Source organism: Candidatus Accumulibacter phosphatis, from assembly GCF_000024165.1.
Classification (GTDB): Bacteria; Pseudomonadota; Gammaproteobacteria; order Burkholderiales; family Rhodocyclaceae; genus Accumulibacter; species Accumulibacter phosphatis.
Genome location: NC_013194.1, coordinates 2,725,795 through 2,741,484 on the forward strand (window position 1 = coordinate 2,725,795; position 15,690 = coordinate 2,741,484).

Sequence of the window (15,690 nt, forward strand, 5' to 3'; positions counted from 1 at the left end):
ACGCGTGCGAAGCTGTACTCGCTAGAACGGCGCCGGGCAGCAGAACGCCATCGGCCGGGCCGTTTCGGGGTGCGCGAAGGCCAGGGACTCGGCGTGCAGCAGCAAGCGTGCGTCGGCACCGCAGGCGGCACCGCCAGCCTCGGCGTAGAGTCCGTCGCCGACGATGGGGTGACCGATCGCCAGCAGGTGCACGCGCAACTGGTGGGTGCGGCCCGTATCCGGCCACAGCGCCAGGCGCGTGGTGTTGGCGAACGGATCATGGCTCAGCACCTGGTAACGCGTCCGGGAAGGTTTGCCGGCCAGCCGGTCGACTTTCTGGCGCGGGCGATTGGGCCAGTCGGCAGCGAGCGGCAGGTCGATTTCGCCGCTGGCCAGCGGCGGCAATCCATTGACGACCGCTACATACCGCTTGTCGACCTGACGGTTGGCGAACTGTGTGCTCAGCCGTCGCTGCATCGCCTTGCCGCGTGCCAGGACGAGCAGGCCCGAGGTGGCCATGTCCAGGCGATGGACGATCAGCGCATCCGGGTATTCTGCCTGCACGCGTCGGGCGAGGCAGTCCTGCTTGTCCTCGCCACGGCCGGGAACCGAGAGCAGTCCCGCGGGCTTGTTCACCAACAGCAGGGCGGCGTCGCTGTAGACGACGCCTTGCCCCGCGTTCCTTGGGGTCGCATGCTCAAAGGCAGGGAGGAATGACGCGTCTTGACGGGTCACGGTGACAGAGGGTTTAGCGGCGAATTCTATCGCTGGCGAAAATTACAGGGCCAAGTCCTGGCGCCGCAGCCGATCGAATCGATCGGCCAACGCGAGTGCGTTGGCGAGTATTATCGCTGTCCTAGCCGGTGACGCATAGTGCGGCTGGCCGGTGACAGTTGCTCGGGGACAGCATCTCGCATATGTCGAATGATTTGACATCCAGCGATCTTCACCTACAATACCTCTACTGGGATCATTGGAACTTGGTCCAAGAAGCCGGCCGTCTGGGCCAACTCGCCAACGCCCGTTTCGACGCTCCTGGTGCGGCAGGTAAGCACGCTGTCCATCGGATCATCTTCAGGCCATTCGCATGACAGGTAACCCTTTTGCACCGCCGAGCGCAATTGTCGCGGATGTTGGTTCGGCTCAAGTGCTGAGTTCAAAGCCGCCGTTCTTCGCAGTCTCTTTGCTGAAGTTGGTCGTCTTGTCTATCTGCACGTTCGGCATCTACGAGCTCTATTGGTTCTACAAGAACTGGCAGCTGATCAAGGACCGGGAGGGTAGCACCATATCGCCGGCACTACGTGCGGTCTTCGCGGTGTTCTTCTGCTACCAGTGTCTTGCCCGAATTGGCGACTTCGCAACCCCCGCATTGGCAAAGTCAAGACTGGCCGCTGGCCCGCTCGCGGTGGGCTGGATTCTCACCACGTTGCTAAACCGGCTTCCTGGGGGGTACGGGCTGGCTGCGCTATTGGCCGTTGCCTTCCTCGTTCCTGTGCAAAGCCGCGCCAACCAAATCAACGAGGCGGTCAGTCCTGGCCATGATCCGAACAGCCGCTTCACTTTCTGGAATTGGGTTCTCGTCGTCTGTGGCTTGATCTTGGTCCCGCTGGCCGTTGTTGGCACGTTCGTTACGCCAACCTGATTCTTGAGCGTTTCCTGGAGTGGCACCTGGCCGGCAGCGAGAGATGGCCCGTCAGTTTGCGAAAACCTGACGGACTGCTTTGCCGCCAAGCCATCAGCTCTTGTCGCTCCAGGACTGCGGGACCACTTCCGTGCCTATGGTATGACCAACTTGGCGCTGACCAGGTCGTCGAGATCGTTGTTCGTCCGGCAGGAGGGGGGCTGGGCTCTTCACAGGCGTACGCACCTTGAGGGGAGAGTTTGTGACATCCACTGGCGAGCGTAAAGATGTGTCGTGCAAGCTGATTGAGAGTCGTACGACAGGTGCGAAGCGACAACTGTTGATCGAGCGAAGGTAAAGCGTGGTGTCGCCGAACAGGGTTGGGGGCTGTGCGAGGCGCGCCTATAGCCAACCGTCGGTGAGTCATGCTGGCGCGTTGCCTTCGCGAACGGTTCGCAGCGCTGCGGACAAAGCGTGACGCAGATTGACCAAGGCTTGGGGCGGTGGTGACCTTGTGGCATTCTCGCGTACTGGTCAGCACAGCGCCCGGAATCCCCTGAACTGCGAACCAGACAGCCAACCCGACTGCGTCAGCGTGCCGGCACAGTTACTGAGGAGAACATCGGATGAGTATCACCATTCCCCCCTTGACGACTATCGCCATCGAACTCGCGGAAGGTATCGCCGAGATCCGGCTGAATCGTCCCGAGCGTTCGAACGCGATGAACGAAGCGATGTGGCAGGAACTGCGCACGGCGTTCAACTGGGCGGACGCGACAGCCGAGGCGCGCGTCGCGATTCTCAGCGGCGGCGGGCGGAACTTCTGTGCCGGTATCGATCTGGCGATGCTGGCGGGGGTCGGCCAGGCGGTCGCGCATCGCGACCCGGCACGCAGCCGCGAGGCACTGCGCCGGCTGATCCTCGATCTCCAGGATTGCCTGTCGACGGTCGAGCGTTGCCGCAAGCCGGTACTGGCGGCGATTCAGGGTGCCTGCATCGGTGGCGCGATCGATCTGGTGACTTGCTGCGACATGCGCTACGCAGCGGCTGAGGTGCAGTTCTCGGTGCGCGAGATCGATGTCGGGATGACCGCCGACGTCGGCACCTTGCAGCGTCTGCCGCGGCTCATCCCGGATGGCCTTGCGCGCGAACTGGCCTACACCGGCCGCAGCGTCGATGGCGCCGAGGCGAAGGTGATCGGGCTCGTCAATCAGGTCTACGCGACCCCCGAGGCGCTGCTCGATGGGGTTCGCACGATCGCGCGCCGCATCGCCGCGAAATCGCCGCTGGCCATCCGCGGCACCAAGGAAATGCTCAACTACGGCCGCGATCATTCGGTGGCCGATGGGCTCAACTACATCGCCACCTGGAACGCGGCGATGCTGATGTCCGCAGACCTTGACGAAACGCTGGCGGCGATGCGCGAGCAGCGTCCGCCACGCTTCCTCGACTGACCGGCGTTGCCGGCCGGTATGGAGACATTTGTTCACCACGTTGAACTGGCCGCGCCGCTCTTCGTCCTGGTGCTCGTCGGCTATGTGTTGATGCGCGGATTCGCCTGGCCGCAGGCGATGTCCGACAACCTGTCGCGCTTCGTCTTCTCGGTCGCCCTGCCGGCGATGCTGTTTCGCCTGATGAGCGACTTTTCGCAGCTGCCGCCGGTCGATGCACGGCTGTTGATCGCCTTCTTCGGTGGCTGCCTGATCGTCTTCGTGCTTGGCCGTCTGCTCGCCTGGAAGGTGTTTGCGCTGGACGGCGTCGGGCAATCGGTCTTTGCCCTGGGCGGGGTGTTCTCGAACAACGTGCTGCTCGGTCTGCCGCTGGCGAAGATCGCCCTCGGCGATGCGGCGGTTCCGTCGGTGGCGCTGGTGCTGGTCTTCAACGCGCTGATCCTGTGGACGCTGCTGACGGTGTCGATCGAGTGGGCGCAGCATGGCAGCTTCTCGCTGCAGGGTTTCGCCCAGACGGCACGCGGCGTGCTGACCAATCCGATCGTTGCCGCCATCCTCGCGGGAACGCTGTTCGGCCTGACCGGCGCGCCGCTGCCCGCTCTCGTCGCGCTGCCGCTGGCCATGGTCGGCCAGGCGGCGGCGCCGATGGCGCTGGTTGCTCTCGGCATGGGACTCGCCGAATACGGGGTGCGTGACGGCTGGCGGATCAGCGTCGCCATCACGCTGATGAAGCTGATCGTCCAGCCGCTGGTCGTCTGGCTGCTGGCGCGTCTGATCGGCCTGCCGCCGATGGAAACGCGGGTCGTCGTTCTGCTGGCGTCGCTGGCGGTCGGCGTCAACGTCTACCTGATGTCCCGCCAGTTCAACACCCTCGAGGCGCCGGTGGCGAGCAGTCTGGTGCTGTCGACGGCGCTGGCGGCGCTGACGACGCCGTTGGCGATGGCACTGACGGGGGCTTGACTTGCGGGCGGGGTGGTCAGGGTTTGGAGACCGTTCGGCGTCATCAGGGCAGGGCGTTGGGTTACGCCCTGCGGGCTAACCCAACCTACGGCTGATCGGTTGGCACTCAGTCTCCGCGACGGCCGCCGGCGATGGCGCGCAGGAATTCGTTGCGCCACTGCGGCGACGACTCGAACTCGCCGACGAAGGACTGGGTGATCACTCGCTCGTCGCCGCGGCGGTCTTCGCCGAGCAGGAGACACAACTGCTCGGCCTCGACGACGCAGGCGGCACCGCGTGCCTTGCCATGTTGCATGAGCGCTTCGGCGATATCGCGCGTCATCCATTCCTGGTAGGTGAAGCGGTGGCCGACGGCATCGACCAGGCGGGCGATCCGGCCGAAGCCGTGCAGCCGGCCGCCGGGCAGGTAGGCGACGTGGGCGAGGCCGCGAAAAGGGACCAGATGGTGCGGGCAGACACCGTGTACGGCGATGCCGCGGACGACGACCATGTCGCCGCGGTGGTCGGCGAAGCCATCGCCGAGCGCGGCGGCCGGGTCAAGGTCGTAGCCGCCGAGCAGGCGGCTTTGCCAGAGTTCGCGGACGCGTTGCGGCGTCCGCCCCATGTGCGCGGCATCGGGCGCCACGCCGCAGGCGGCGAGCAGATCGCCAATGGCTTGCTCGAAGGCGGCCGCGTCGAAAGCGCGTCGGCGCGGGATGCCGATGTCGCCTTGCCGGGGGGCAGGGGGTTCGTGGCGGCTGCAGTCGGACATGACAGGATTCCAGATGACGGCGTCGGGGTTCTTCATGATACACGTGCCTGCGGAGGGGCCGTACCGCTACGCGCCGGTTGCGCAGGGATACTCGAGAATGCCCCGGCGTATCGCGATTTCCTTGCACGTGGCAAGCCATGCGCGCGTGTGATGAGCGATAATGCCGGACTCGGGGATCGCGGTGATCACCTTTCGGGCAAGCTGAGGGCGCTTGCTCGGGTCGGGAAGGACATGAATGAAGCGCGTTGATGATTTCCGCCTGCAGTTCGGCAAGAAGGAACTGGTGCCGATCGTGATCGGCGGCATGGGCGTCGATATCTCGACCGCCGAGTTGGCGCTCGAGGCGGCTCGGCTCGGCGGCGTCGGACACATCTCCGATGCCATGGTGAATACCGTTGCCGACCGGCGTTTCAACGCCAAGTTCGTCAAGGACAAGCTCAGGCAATACAAGTTCAACGTCGCCAATACCGACAAGTCGATGGTTCGCTTCGATCTCGGGCAACTCGCCGAGGCGACGGCGATGCACGTCGGTCGGACGATGGAGGCGAAACGCGGCGAAGGCCTGATCTTCGTCAACTGCATGGAAAAACTGACCATGAACGCGCCGCGCGAAACGCTGCGCGTACGCATGTCGGCGGCGCTCGATGCCGGGATCGATGGCATCACGCTGGCTGCCGGTCTACACCTCGGCTCGTTCGCCCTGATCGAGGACCATCCGCGCTTCCGCGACGCCAAGCTGGGCATCATCGTTTCGTCACTGCGTGCGCTGCAACTCTTCCTGCGCAAGACGGCGCGCTGCAATCGCCTGCCCGATTACGTCGTGGTGGAAGGCCCGCTGGCCGGGGGACACCTCGGTTTCGGCATGGATTGGCAGCAGTATGACCTGGCGACCATCTTCGGCGAGATCCACCGTTACCTGACCGCCGAGCAACTCGCCATTCCGCTGATTCCCGCCGGCGGGATCTTCACGGGCAGCGACGCGGTATCCTTCCTGGAGCAGGGAGCGGGCGCCGTGCAGGTGGCGACGCGCTTCACCGTGTCGCGCGAGTGCGGTCTGCCTCAGGACGTCAAGCAGCACTACTTCGCGGCGACCGAAGACGAGATCGAGGTGAACCAGATTTCGCCGACCGGCTACCCGATGCGCATGCTCAGCAGTAGCCCGGCGATCGGCGACGGTATTCGTCCGAACTGCGAGGCCTACGGTTATCTGCTGGACAGCAACGGCAGCTGTTCCTACATCACGGCCTACAATCGCGAGGTCGCGGCCCATCCCGGCGTCAAGCGAATCTCGGTCAAGGACAAGACCTGCCTGTGCACGCAGATGCGCAATTTCGACTGCTGGACCTGCGGCCATTACGCCTATCGTCTCAAGGATACGTCGCGGCGCCTGCCCGACGGTAGCTGGCAGTTGCTGAATGCCGAGCACATCTTTCACGACTACCAGTTCAGCACCGACGGCAAGATACTGCCGCCACCGGGCTAGCGCGCTTGCCGCCGGGCACTGCCGCGCGCTGCACGAGGCCCTAGCCGATGCTCAGTTATCGTCATGGCTTCCACGCCGGCAACCACGCCGACGTCATCAAGCATGTGCTGCTCGTGCAGTTGACGCGCTACCTGGGTCAGAAGGACAAGCCCTTCTGGTTCATCGACACGCACGCCGGCGCTGGTCGCTATGCGCTGGATTCGGCGCAGGCCAGCAAGCTGGCCGAGCATCGCGAGGGCATCGGCCGTCTGTGGCAGCGTCGCGATCTGCCGGCAGCGGTGGAGGAGTATGTCGAGCTGGTGCGTCGCTTCAATCCGGACGGCCGCCTGCAGATTTACCCGGGTTCGCCTGCACTGGCGCTGGAAACGCTGCGTGCGGACGATCGGCTGCGCTTGTACGAACTGCACAGCCGGGACGTGCTGCGCCTGCGCGAGAACTTCGCCGCGCATGCCAGGCAGGTGATCGTCGAGGCGGCCGATGGTTTTTCCGCGCTCAAGGCGCTGCTGCCGCCGCCACCCCGACGCGCGCTGGTGCTGATCGACCCGGCGTATGAGGAGAAGCGCGACTACGAACGGGTCGTCCTGGCGCTGAAGGATAGCCTGGCGCGTTTCCCGGGCGGCACCTACCTGCTCTGGTACCCCCGGTTGACCCGGCTCGAAGCGCACGAACTGCCGCAGCGCCTGAAGCGCCTGCCGGCGAAGAGCTGGCTGCACGTCACTCTGCAGGTCAGGAAACCAGCGGCTGACGGATTTGGCATGCACGGTAGCGGCCTGTTCGTGATCAATCCCGCATGGACCCTGCTGGCGACGCTGCAGGAAGTGATGCCTTTCCTGGTGCAGGCTCTCGGCGTCGACGAGGGCGCCGGCTTCAGTCTCGAGAGCCAGGAGCCCTGAAAGGCGCGTGATTCGGACGGCACGGCCGTCGCTGTCGCGTCGTCCGCCGATTCAGGGCCCGTGCCGCTTGCCGTCGGCGGTGGCTGAATACTTCCGGCTCGATCCGTAGCTCGTCTCGACCGGGTATCGTTCGGCATTTCTAGCCAGTTTCGCGCGCGCTGCGGCTTCCAGGTCGATGCCGGCCCTGTCGGCAATCAGCAGCAGGTAGATCAGGACGTCGGCGCATTCGTCGCACAAGGCCGCATGCGCCTCGGCGTTGCTGGCCAGCGCCGCCATCTCCATCTCCATCTCCGTATCGTTCTTCCACTGCGTCAGTTCGAGCAGTTCGCCAGCCTCGAGATTCAAGGAGACGATCAGGTTGCGCAAGGTGTGGAATTGAGCCCAGTCGCGCTCGTCACGAAAGGCGAGCACCTGCGCGGTGAGATCGGCAAGCAGGCTCATCGCATCAGGCGAAGAAACGTGTCTGGGCCGTGTCGCCAAGCGGCATGCCGGTAGCCTGCGCGCGCGCGAGAAGTTCCCAGTAGTAGCGGTAGGAGGCGCGATCGTGCAGTTGCCCGTGGTACTGGATCGGTCCCCAGTCGCAGTCCTGGGCGGCGATGAGGATTGCGCTGGCCGCCTCGACCTCGGAAAAATCGGGACGCATGGCTTCGACGATCGGCAGGATCTGCTTCGGATGAATGCTCCACATGCGCAGGAAGCCGAATTCATTGCGTGCCCGCTCGGCGTTGCGGCGGATGACGTCGAGATCCCTGAGTTCGGTCGTGACGTTGTGCGACGGCACGACGCCGTTGGCAAGCGCCGCGGCGGCGATTTCACATTTTGCGCGGACAACCAGCGGGTGCTCGAACTGTCCCGGGCTGAGCATGGCCGAGCCCGGGATGGCGCCGTGGTGGCCGCTGACGAAATCCATGAGTCCGAAATCGAGCGATTCGACCTCCGGCATGGCGGCTATTTCCCATACCGCACGCAAGGCGCCGTGGGTCTCGATCAGGACATGTACCGGGATGGAGCGAGTGAGTCCGGCGGCCACGCTGGCGCGGCGCAGTTCGCGCAGCTGGACCCGCACGTCGTCGCTGCCACTGACCTTGGGCAGCGTCACGAAGGCCAATCGCTGGCCGGCGCGCCCGACGATGATCTCGATGTCCTGTTGCCAGGCCGGATGCGCGATGTCGTGGATGCGCGCACCGACGCGCCCGTGCCGATTGGCGTCGGACATCACGAAGTCGGCGACCATCTCGGCGTGCTGCCGGTCGGCGCCTGCCGGCGCGCCATCTTCGCAGTCACAGGTGATGTCGAAGATCGGGCCCAGCTCGGCTTGCAACTGGAGCGCCTTGCTGATGAGTTTTTCGGAGCCCGCATAGTGGTCTACCGCGGGCATCATGGGAAACGGTTTCTCGCCTGCGAACAGGACCTGACTGGGATGGCGCACGGGATTCTCCATGGCGGGGGTTTACGGGAAGGCGACATTCTACTGCCGGCCCGGCGTCGCTGACCGGCAAGAAAAAGCCGCGGGCAGGCCGCGGCTCGCGAAACGTCGGCGGGGCCGACTACAGCATGTGCTTGACGGCGTCCTGCTCGTCGGTCAACTCCTTGAGCGTCTTGTTCATCTTGTCGCGCGAGTAGTCGTCGATCTCGATCCCCTGGATGATCTTGAACGAGCCGCCCTTGCACTCGCAGGGGAAGCCGAAAACGATGCCGGCCGGGATGCCGTAGGAACCGTCGGAGGGAACGCCCATGGTGACCCATTCGTCGGAACCGAGAACCCAGTCGCGCATGTGGTCGATGGCGGCGTTGGCGGCGGAAGCGGCGGACGAAAGGCCGCGCGCATCGATGATCGCGGCGCCGCGCTTGCCGACGGTCGGCAGGAAGACGTCGTTGTTCCAGACGGCATCATTGATCAGCGCCTTGACGTTGTCGCCGTTCGACGTGCAGTTGCGGTAGTCGGCGTACATCGTCGGCGAGTGGTTGCCCCAGACGACGAGCTGCTTGAAGCTGGCGACCGGGCGACCGGTCTTGTTGGCGAGTTGCGACAGTGCGCGGTTGTGATCCAGGCGCAGCATGCCGTGGTAGTTGGCGGGGTTGGTGCGGCCGACCTTCTTCGCCGCCGAGCCGGCAATCAGCGCGTTCGTGTTGCAGGGGTTGCCAACGACGAGAACGCGGACGTTTTCGCTGGCATTCTCGGCAATCGCCTTGCCCTGAACGGTAAAGATGGCGCCGTTGGCGGTCAGCAGGTCGGCCCGCTCCATGCCGGGACCGCGCGGACGCGCGCCGACCAGCAGGCAGACATCGGCACCCTTGAAGGCGAGGTTCGGATCGTCGGTGGCGAACATGCCGGCGAGCAGCGGGAAGGCGCAGTCTTCGAGTTCCATCATGACGCCCTGGCAGGCCTTCTGGGCTTGCGGCAGGTCGAGCAACTGGAGGATGACCGGCTGGTCGCGGCCGAGCATTTCACCGGAGGCGATCCGGAAAAGCAGGCTGTAACCGATTTGACCGGCGGCGCCGGTCACCGCGACGCGCATGGGGGCTTTGGACATGATGCGGCTCCTGTCGTTAGTGGTTGGTGTTGAGCAAAAAAGGGGCGGAAAGCCATTGGTAACGCCCCGCAAGCCGTGCTCGGAGGGGGCAGCAAACCGCCAGAATGATACGAGCTAACGGCGGGAAGTGTCAAATGTATCTTATGTCTTATATATGATATTTTTTTGGGGATACAGGATGGACGCCGACGCGAAACTGTGCTGAAATGACGCTCCATGAACCGGTCTTCGTCATTGCATTCTCCGACCTTCAGTCCGCTGTACCGGCAGATCAAGGATTTGATCATGCGCCATCTGGCGTCCGGCGAATGGGGTCCCGGTGACCCGATCCCGAGCGAGTCGGAGCTGGCCAGTCGGTTCGGCGTGAGTCAGGGAACGGTACGCAAGGCCATCGACGAGATGGCTGCCGAGAATCTCCTGGTTCGCCAGCAGGGCAAAGGCACCTTTGTCGCTACCCACAAGGATCCGGGTTCCTATTTTCGCTTCCTGCGCCTGGTTCCGAACGACGGCGAGAGCCGCCTCACCCAGAGCATTCCTCTGGAATGCTGGCGGGCGAAGGCCGGCGCCGATGTTGCGAGAACACTCGCCCTCGAGCCCGGCGCGGCGATCATCATTCTGCGACGGCTGTTGAAACTCGGCGAAGAGCCGGTGGTTTTCGACGAAATCTATTTGCCGAGCGAACTCTTTCCCGATCTGTCGCTGGAGATCCTGCGCTCGGGCGAGTCGCTGTACAGCCTTTTCGAAACCCGCTATGGCGTACGCATGATCCGCGCGGACGAACGCCTGCGAGCCATTTCCGCCGACCGGGTGAGTTCCGAACTGCTGCAGATCGCCGAGGGAAGTCCCTTGCTGCTCGTCGAGCGAGTGACCTTCACCTATGGCAACAAGCCGGTGGAATGGCGCCGGGGCTATTACTCGACACGCAACTATCATTATCACAATCAGCTAGGGTGAAGTGTCGGAAGACGCTGGGCAAGGAAGTCAGGGGCGCTCGGATGGTTTATAATCGAGCGTGGTTTTGCAGGGGTCGGGCGGCACGGATTCGGCCGCATTACACATGAGGGATGACGTTCATGGCAGAGATGGCAATCAAGAAAAGGCGTCCAAAGAACTTGGACTTGCCGACTATCAGGCTACCCCTTCCGGGTATCCTATCAATCCTCCACCGGGTCAGCGGGGCAGGGCTTTTCCTGATGCTACCGGTGCTGCTATGGCTGTTCCAGGGCAGCCTGGCTTCCAGCGAGACCTTCGCCGCCGTCAAGGGCGTGGTCGGGCATCCGGTAGCCAAGATCGTCCTGCTCGGCCTGATCTGGTTCTACATGCACCACTTCTGCGCCGGCATTCGCTACCTGCTGCTTGATCTGCACAAGGGGATTGAACTCGAGGCGGCGCGCTTGTCGAGCAAGATCGTTTTCGCGGTCAGCATCGCCCTGACCCTGATCATCGGAGCCAAAGTGCTATGGTAAATCGTATTCTCGTCGGGGCCCACTATGGGCTCAAGGACTGGATCATCCAGCGGGCCACCGCCATCATCATGGCGATTTACACGGTCATCTTCCTGGTCGTCGCAGGCGCTGTCGCGCCCGATTCCTTCGAGGCGTGGCGTGGTATTTTCGCCAATGGTTTCATGAAGTTCGCCACCTTCCTGTTTTTTATCAGCGTCTTCTACCACGCCTGGATCGGTGTTCGCGACATCTGGATGGACTACATCAAGCCGGCTGGCCTGCGCCTGCTGATGATGATTGTGACGGTTGCGGTGCTGGTCGGTTACGCCGGCTGGGCAGTTCAGATTCTGTGGAGAATGTAAGTGAGCAAACTAACCATTCCAGTACGCAAGTTCGATGCAGTCATTGTTGGCGCCGGCGGCTCCGGCCTGCGGGCAGCGATCCAGTTGTCCGAGGCGGGTCTGAAGACGGCTGTGCTGTCGAAAGTCTTTCCCACCCGGTCGCATACCGTCGCCGCGCAGGGGGGCGTGTCTGCCTCGCTCGGTAACTCCGAGGAGGACCACTGGCATTGGCACATGTACGACACGGTCAAGGGTTCCGACTGGCTCGGCGACCAGGACGCGATCGAATACATGTGTCGCAAGGCCCCCGAGGTCGTCGTCGAACTGGAGCATTTCGGCATGCCTTTCGACCGTACCGACGAAGGCAAGATCTACCAGCGTCCGTTTGGCGGGCACATGTCGAACTTCGGCGAGAAACCGGTTCGTCGAGCCTGTGCCGCGGCCGACCGTACCGGCCACGCCATGCTGCACGCCCTCTACCAGCGCAACGTACGCGCCAACACGCAGTTCTTCGTCGAGTGGATGGCGCTCGACCTGATCCGCGACGACAGCGGCCAGGTGCTTGGGGTGATCGCCCTGGAAATGGAGACCGGTGAAGTCGTCGCCTTTCACAGCAAGGCGACCGTCTTCGCCACCGGTGGTGCCGGCCGTATCTTCTATTCGTCGACCAATGCCTTCATCAATACGGGTGACGGTCTCGGGATGGCGGCACGCGCCGGCATCCCGCTCGAGGACATGGAGTTCTGGCAGTTCCACCCGACCGGTGTGGCCGGCGCCGGGGTGTTGATCACCGAAGGCGTGCGGGGTGAAGGCGGCATTCTGCGCAACTCGACCAATGAACGCTTCATGGAGCGTTATGCGCCGAACGCCAAGGATTTGGCGTCGCGCGACGTCGTTTCCCGGGCGATGGTCACCGAGATCAACGAGGGCCGCGGTTGCGGGCCCAACAAGGACTTCGTCCTCCTCGACATCACCCACCTCGATCCGGCAACGATCATGAAGCGCCTGCCGGGAATCCGCGAGATCTCGATCCAGTTCGCCGGTATCGATCCGATCAAGGCGCCGATTCCGGTGGTGCCGACCTGTCACTACCAGATGGGCGGTGTGCCGACCAACTACAAGGGTCAGGTCGTCGCTGACGACGGCACTCCGATCCGCGGCTTCTATGCCGCTGGCGAAGTCGCCTGCGCGTCGGTGCACGGTGCCAATCGTTTGGGGACCAACTCGCTGCTTGACCTGCTGGTTTTTGGTAAGGCCTCGGGCGATTCGGTCATCGAGGATGTGAAGTCGGGCACGATCGGGCTCAAGGAACTGCCGGCGAACTTCGCCGATTTCACGCTGGCACGTCTGAACCGACTGAATACGCAGACCGGCGGCGCCAACGTCAACGAGACCCGTCTCGAGCTGCAGCGGACGATGCAGAAGCACTGTGGCGTCTTCCGCTTCAAGGACATGCTGATCGAAGGCGTTGCGAAGATCGTCGAGATCGAGAAGGCGGTCGCCAGGACCGAGATCAAGGACAAGTCGCAGGTCTGGAACACGGCGCGCGTCGAAGCTCTTGAGCTCGACAACCTGATCGAAGTCGCCAAGGCGACGATGGTTTCTGCCGAGGCGCGCAAGGAGTCGCGCGGCGCCCACGTGCGCGACGACGCGCCGGACACGGCGGCCAATCCGAATGGCCGCGACGACGTTGGCTGGCACAAGCACACGTTGTGGCACCGCGAGGGCAGCGCTCTGAGCTACAAGCCGGTCATCATGACCCCGCTGTCCGTTGAAACCATCGCGTTGAAGACGCGCTCTTACTGATCGTGCGTTAAGGAGTCAATGAACATGACCACCAGTACCATGCAGTTCAAGATCTATCGCTACGATCCCGACAAGGACAACGCGCCCTACATGCAGGACATTTCGGTCGAAGTCGATTTTGCGATCGATCGCAAGTTGCTTGACATACTCACGCGGCTCAAGGCGAAGGACGATTCGCTGGCTTATCGCCGATCGTGCCGCGAAGGCATCTGCGGATCGGATGCGATGAACATCAACGGCAAGAACGGGCTTGCCTGTCTCACCGAGATCAAGGACCTCAAGCAGCCGGTCGTGCTGCGACCGCTGCCTGGCCTGCCGGTGATCCGCGATCTGATCGTCGACATGACCCAGTTCTTCAAGCAGTACCATTCGATCAAGCCTTACCTGATCAACGAGGGGCCGCGTCCCGACCGCGAGCGACTGCAGTCGCCCGAGGAGCGCGAGGAACTCAACGGCCTCTACGAGTGCATTCTGTGTGCCTGCTGCTCGACCTCGTGCCCCTCGTTCTGGTGGAATCCGGACAAGTTCGTCGGTCCGGCCGGTCTCCTGAACGCTTACCGTTTCATTGCCGACACGCGTGACGAGGCCACCAACGAACGTCTCGACGATCTCGAGGACCCCTATCGTCTGTTCCGCTGTCATAGCATCATGAATTGCGTCGATGTCTGTCCGAAGGGTCTGAACCCAACCCGGGCGATCGGTAAGATCAAAGAGATGATGGTCCGTCGCGCGATCTGATGGAGGAAAGAGAAAAACTCAACCGCCTGCGCTGGCGCTGTACTCGCCGCGCCATGCTGGAAATGGACCTGCTGTTGGGGGAGTTCCTCGATCGGCTTTATCCGAGCTTGACTCCCCCGCAGGCAGACGCCTTTGTTATCCTGGCCGACATGGAGGATCTTGAGCTGTGGCCGCTGGTGAACGGTAGCCGGGAATCTTCCGACCCGGTGCAGGCCGAAGTCCTTGCGCTGTTGCGCGACGTAAGAGTTAAGTAAGGAAGCTGCCATAATCTGGCGGCCTCCTGTTCGCAGCTGTGACCTCACTACCTGAACGGGGATAAAACAATGACGGAACGTAAAGCAACTCTCATCATCGAAGGGAAGGCCCCTGTCGAGTTTCCAATCATGACGCCGACACATGGCAATGATTGCATCGACATTCGCACCCTGGGCGCCAAGACCGGTCTATTCACTTACGACTCCGGCTACCTGTCGACCGCGAGTTGCCGGTCGACGGTCACGTTCATTGACGGTGACAAGGGCGAACTGCTTTATCGTGGCTATCCGATCGAGCAACTGGCCGAGCAGTGCAACTTCCTCGAGGTAGCCTACCTGTTGTGGCATGGTGAATTGCCGACTCCCACCCAGAAGGTGAAGTTCGAGCGGAACATCAAGGATCACACGATGGTGCACGAGCAACTGGTGAAGTTCTACCAGGGCTTTCGTCGCGACGCGCACCCGATGGCCGTGCTGGTGGGTGTGGTCGGCGCCCTCTCGGCGTTCTACCATGAGGCCGAGGACTTTTCGGACCTCGAGCACCAGAACATCAGTTTCAACCGCATCGTCGCCAAGCTGCCGACGATCGTCGCCATGGCCTACAAGTACCACCGCGGCGAGCCGTTCATCTACCCGCGCAACGATCTCGACTACACGGCCAACTTCATGCACATGATGTTCGGCACGCCGTGTGAGGAGTACAAGCCGAATCCGGTGCTGGTGCATGCCCTGGACACCATCTTCACGCTGCATGCCGATCATGAGCAGAACGCGTCGACCTCGACGGTGCGTCTGTCGGGTTCGTCCGGCGCCAATCCCTACGCCTGTATCTCGGCGGGCATCGCCTGTCTGTGGGGTCCCGCGCATGGTGGCGCCAACGAGGCCTGCCTGCAGATGCTCGAAGAGATCCACGATGTCTCGCGCGTCGGCACGTACATCACGCGAGCCAAGGACAAGAACGACGACTTCAAGCTGATGGGCTTCGGCCATCGTGTGTACAAGAACTTCGATCCACGTGCCACGCTGATGCGCAAGGTGTGCAACGAGGTTCTTCAGGAACTCGGGCTGGAGAACGATCGCCTGTTCAAACTGGCGATGGAACTCGAAAAGATCGCCCTCGAGGACGACTACTTCATCGAGAAGAAGCTCTACCCGAACGTCGATTTCTATTCCGGGATCGTCCAGAAGGCCTTGGGCATCCCGACCACGATGTTCACCTGCATCTTCGCGTTGGCCCGTACCGTCGGCTGGATGACGCAATGGGAGGAGATGATCAACGACCCGGAGTACAAGATTGGTCGTCCGCGTCAGCTCTATATCGGCACCGCCAGGCGCGATGTGATTCCTGTCGACCAGCGATAGGCCGGCGGACTCCAAAGGGCGGCAGACAGGTGCCGCCCTTTTTTCATTCTGTGGCGCTTGGGCCCACAGGTT

The 15,690-nt window shown here is 62.9% G+C and carries 17 protein-coding genes; 12 read left to right on the forward strand and 5 right to left on the reverse strand.

Annotation, left to right across the window (positions count from 1 at the left end; translation table 11 throughout):
• Nucleotides 1–21 precede the first annotated feature (21 nt).
• Complete coding sequence (locus CAP2UW1_RS11845) at nt 22–714, reverse strand: RluA family pseudouridine synthase (RefSeq protein ID WP_015766846.1); 693 nt, start codon at nt 712–714, stop codon at nt 22–24.
• A 352-nt stretch (nt 715–1,066) separates the two neighbouring features.
• Between CAP2UW1_RS11845 and CAP2UW1_RS11850 the strand changes: the two genes are divergently transcribed.
• From CAP2UW1_RS11850 to CAP2UW1_RS11860, 3 genes are all read left to right on the forward strand, one after another.
• Entirely contained in the window at nt 1,067–1,621 is a 555-nt protein-coding gene (locus CAP2UW1_RS11850) for a DUF4234 domain-containing protein (RefSeq protein WP_015766847.1), read from the forward strand.
• Nucleotides 1,622–2,238: 617 nt separating this feature from the next.
• Nucleotides 2,239–3,054, forward strand: a complete 816-nt coding sequence (locus CAP2UW1_RS11855; protein WP_041568440.1) for a crotonase/enoyl-CoA hydratase family protein — start codon at nt 2,239–2,241, stop codon at nt 3,052–3,054.
• Nucleotides 3,055–3,072: 18 nt separating this feature from the next.
• Nucleotides 3,073–4,011, forward strand: a complete 939-nt coding sequence (locus tag CAP2UW1_RS11860) for an AEC family transporter (RefSeq protein ID WP_015766849.1) — start codon at nt 3,073–3,075, stop codon at nt 4,009–4,011.
• Between the two features lie 106 nt (nt 4,012–4,117).
• Here the strand turns inward: CAP2UW1_RS11860 and folE are convergent, their stop codons facing one another.
• Entirely contained in the window at nt 4,118–4,762 is a 645-nt protein-coding gene (gene folE, locus CAP2UW1_RS11865) for a GTP cyclohydrolase I FolE (RefSeq protein ID WP_041568441.1), read from the reverse strand.
• Between the two features lie 235 nt (nt 4,763–4,997).
• Here folE and CAP2UW1_RS11870 point away from each other — a divergent pair, with 235 nt between their 5' ends.
• Nucleotides 4,998–6,245 (forward strand): nitronate monooxygenase, encoded by a 1,248-nt coding sequence (locus tag CAP2UW1_RS11870; RefSeq protein WP_015766851.1) that lies wholly within the window; start codon nt 4,998–5,000, stop codon nt 6,243–6,245.
• Between the two features lie 47 nt (nt 6,246–6,292).
• On the forward strand, nt 6,293–7,138 hold the full coding sequence (locus tag CAP2UW1_RS11875) for a 23S rRNA (adenine(2030)-N(6))-methyltransferase RlmJ (protein ID WP_015766852.1): 846 nt from the start codon (nt 6,293–6,295) through the stop codon (nt 7,136–7,138).
• A 51-nt stretch (nt 7,139–7,189) separates the two neighbouring features.
• Here the strand turns inward: CAP2UW1_RS11875 and CAP2UW1_RS11880 are convergent, their stop codons facing one another.
• The 3 genes from CAP2UW1_RS11880 to CAP2UW1_RS11890 all read right to left on the reverse strand — a co-directional run bounded on the left by CAP2UW1_RS11880 (nt 7,190) and on the right by CAP2UW1_RS11890 (nt 9,672).
• Complete coding sequence (locus CAP2UW1_RS11880; protein ID WP_015766853.1) at nt 7,190–7,579, reverse strand: nucleotide pyrophosphohydrolase; 390 nt, start codon at nt 7,577–7,579, stop codon at nt 7,190–7,192.
• A 4-nt stretch (nt 7,580–7,583) separates the two neighbouring features.
• A complete protein-coding gene (locus CAP2UW1_RS11885; RefSeq protein WP_412566871.1) occupies nt 7,584–8,519 on the reverse strand; it encodes an HpcH/HpaI aldolase/citrate lyase family protein in 936 nt (311 codons plus the stop codon).
• A 166-nt stretch (nt 8,520–8,685) separates the two neighbouring features.
• The gene (locus tag CAP2UW1_RS11890) at nt 8,686–9,672 is read right to left on the reverse strand and encodes a malate dehydrogenase (RefSeq protein WP_015766855.1); all 987 of its coding nucleotides are present in this window, start codon (nt 9,670–9,672) and stop codon (nt 8,686–8,688) included.
• Nucleotides 9,673–9,888: 216 nt separating this feature from the next.
• Between CAP2UW1_RS11890 and CAP2UW1_RS11895 the strand changes: the two genes are divergently transcribed.
• From CAP2UW1_RS11895 to gltA, 7 genes are all read left to right on the forward strand, one after another.
• Nucleotides 9,889–10,626, forward strand: coding sequence for a GntR family transcriptional regulator (locus CAP2UW1_RS11895; protein ID WP_015766856.1), 738 nt, complete (start codon nt 9,889–9,891; stop codon nt 10,624–10,626).
• A 119-nt stretch (nt 10,627–10,745) separates the two neighbouring features.
• On the forward strand, nt 10,746–11,138 hold the full coding sequence (gene sdhC, locus CAP2UW1_RS11900) for a succinate dehydrogenase, cytochrome b556 subunit (RefSeq protein ID WP_015766857.1): 393 nt from the start codon (nt 10,746–10,748) through the stop codon (nt 11,136–11,138).
• A complete protein-coding gene (gene sdhD / locus CAP2UW1_RS11905; protein WP_015766858.1) occupies nt 11,132–11,479 on the forward strand; it encodes a succinate dehydrogenase, hydrophobic membrane anchor protein in 348 nt (115 codons plus the stop codon). Before sdhC ends, sdhD begins: the two co-directional genes overlap by 7 nt.
• Nucleotides 11,480–13,264, forward strand: coding sequence for a succinate dehydrogenase flavoprotein subunit (gene sdhA, locus CAP2UW1_RS11910; RefSeq protein ID WP_015766859.1), 1,785 nt, complete (start codon nt 11,480–11,482; stop codon nt 13,262–13,264).
• Between the two features lie 24 nt (nt 13,265–13,288).
• Nucleotides 13,289–14,002, forward strand: a complete 714-nt coding sequence (locus tag CAP2UW1_RS11915) for a succinate dehydrogenase iron-sulfur subunit (RefSeq protein ID WP_015766860.1) — start codon at nt 13,289–13,291, stop codon at nt 14,000–14,002.
• Nucleotides 14,002–14,256: an FAD assembly factor SdhE gene (locus CAP2UW1_RS11920; protein WP_015766861.1), complete on the forward strand. Its 255-nt coding sequence runs from the start codon at nt 14,002–14,004 to the stop codon at nt 14,254–14,256. The genes CAP2UW1_RS11915 and CAP2UW1_RS11920 overlap by 1 nt, the downstream gene beginning before the upstream one ends.
• Before the next feature lie 69 nt (nt 14,257–14,325).
• Nucleotides 14,326–15,618, forward strand: coding sequence for a citrate synthase (gene gltA / locus CAP2UW1_RS11925; protein ID WP_015766862.1), 1,293 nt, complete (start codon nt 14,326–14,328; stop codon nt 15,616–15,618).
• Nucleotides 15,619–15,690 lie beyond the last annotated feature (72 nt).

What these genes read in the sequence shown, in the direction of transcription:
- CAP2UW1_RS11850 (WP_015766847.1), top strand. Translation starts at nt 1,067, where the DNA reads ATGACAGGTAACCCTTTTGCACCGCCGAGCGCAATTGTCGCGGATGTT.
- CAP2UW1_RS11860 (WP_015766849.1), top strand. Translation starts at nt 3,073, where the DNA reads ATGGAGACATTTGTTCACCACGTTGAACTGGCCGCGCCGCTCTTCGTC.
- folE (WP_041568441.1), bottom strand. Translation starts at nt 4,762, where the DNA reads ATGTCCGACTGCAGCCGCCACGAACCCCCTGCCCCCCGGCAAGGCGAC.
- CAP2UW1_RS11870 (WP_015766851.1), top strand. Translation starts at nt 4,998, where the DNA reads ATGAAGCGCGTTGATGATTTCCGCCTGCAGTTCGGCAAGAAGGAACTG.
- CAP2UW1_RS11875 (WP_015766852.1), top strand. Translation starts at nt 6,293, where the DNA reads ATGCTCAGTTATCGTCATGGCTTCCACGCCGGCAACCACGCCGACGTC.
- CAP2UW1_RS11880 (WP_015766853.1), bottom strand. Translation starts at nt 7,579, where the DNA reads ATGAGCCTGCTTGCCGATCTCACCGCGCAGGTGCTCGCCTTTCGTGAC.
- CAP2UW1_RS11885 (WP_412566871.1), bottom strand. Translation starts at nt 8,519, where the DNA reads ATGATGCCCGCGGTAGACCACTATGCGGGCTCCGAAAAACTCATCAGC.
- CAP2UW1_RS11890 (WP_015766855.1), bottom strand. Translation starts at nt 9,672, where the DNA reads ATGTCCAAAGCCCCCATGCGCGTCGCGGTGACCGGCGCCGCCGGTCAA.
- CAP2UW1_RS11895 (WP_015766856.1), top strand. Translation starts at nt 9,889, where the DNA reads ATGAACCGGTCTTCGTCATTGCATTCTCCGACCTTCAGTCCGCTGTAC.
- sdhC (WP_015766857.1), top strand. Translation starts at nt 10,746, where the DNA reads ATGGCAGAGATGGCAATCAAGAAAAGGCGTCCAAAGAACTTGGACTTG.
- sdhD (WP_015766858.1), top strand. Translation starts at nt 11,132, where the DNA reads ATGGTAAATCGTATTCTCGTCGGGGCCCACTATGGGCTCAAGGACTGG.
- CAP2UW1_RS11915 (WP_015766860.1), top strand. Translation starts at nt 13,289, where the DNA reads ATGACCACCAGTACCATGCAGTTCAAGATCTATCGCTACGATCCCGAC.
- CAP2UW1_RS11920 (WP_015766861.1), top strand. Translation starts at nt 14,002, where the DNA reads ATGGAGGAAAGAGAAAAACTCAACCGCCTGCGCTGGCGCTGTACTCGC.
- gltA (WP_015766862.1), top strand. Translation starts at nt 14,326, where the DNA reads ATGACGGAACGTAAAGCAACTCTCATCATCGAAGGGAAGGCCCCTGTC.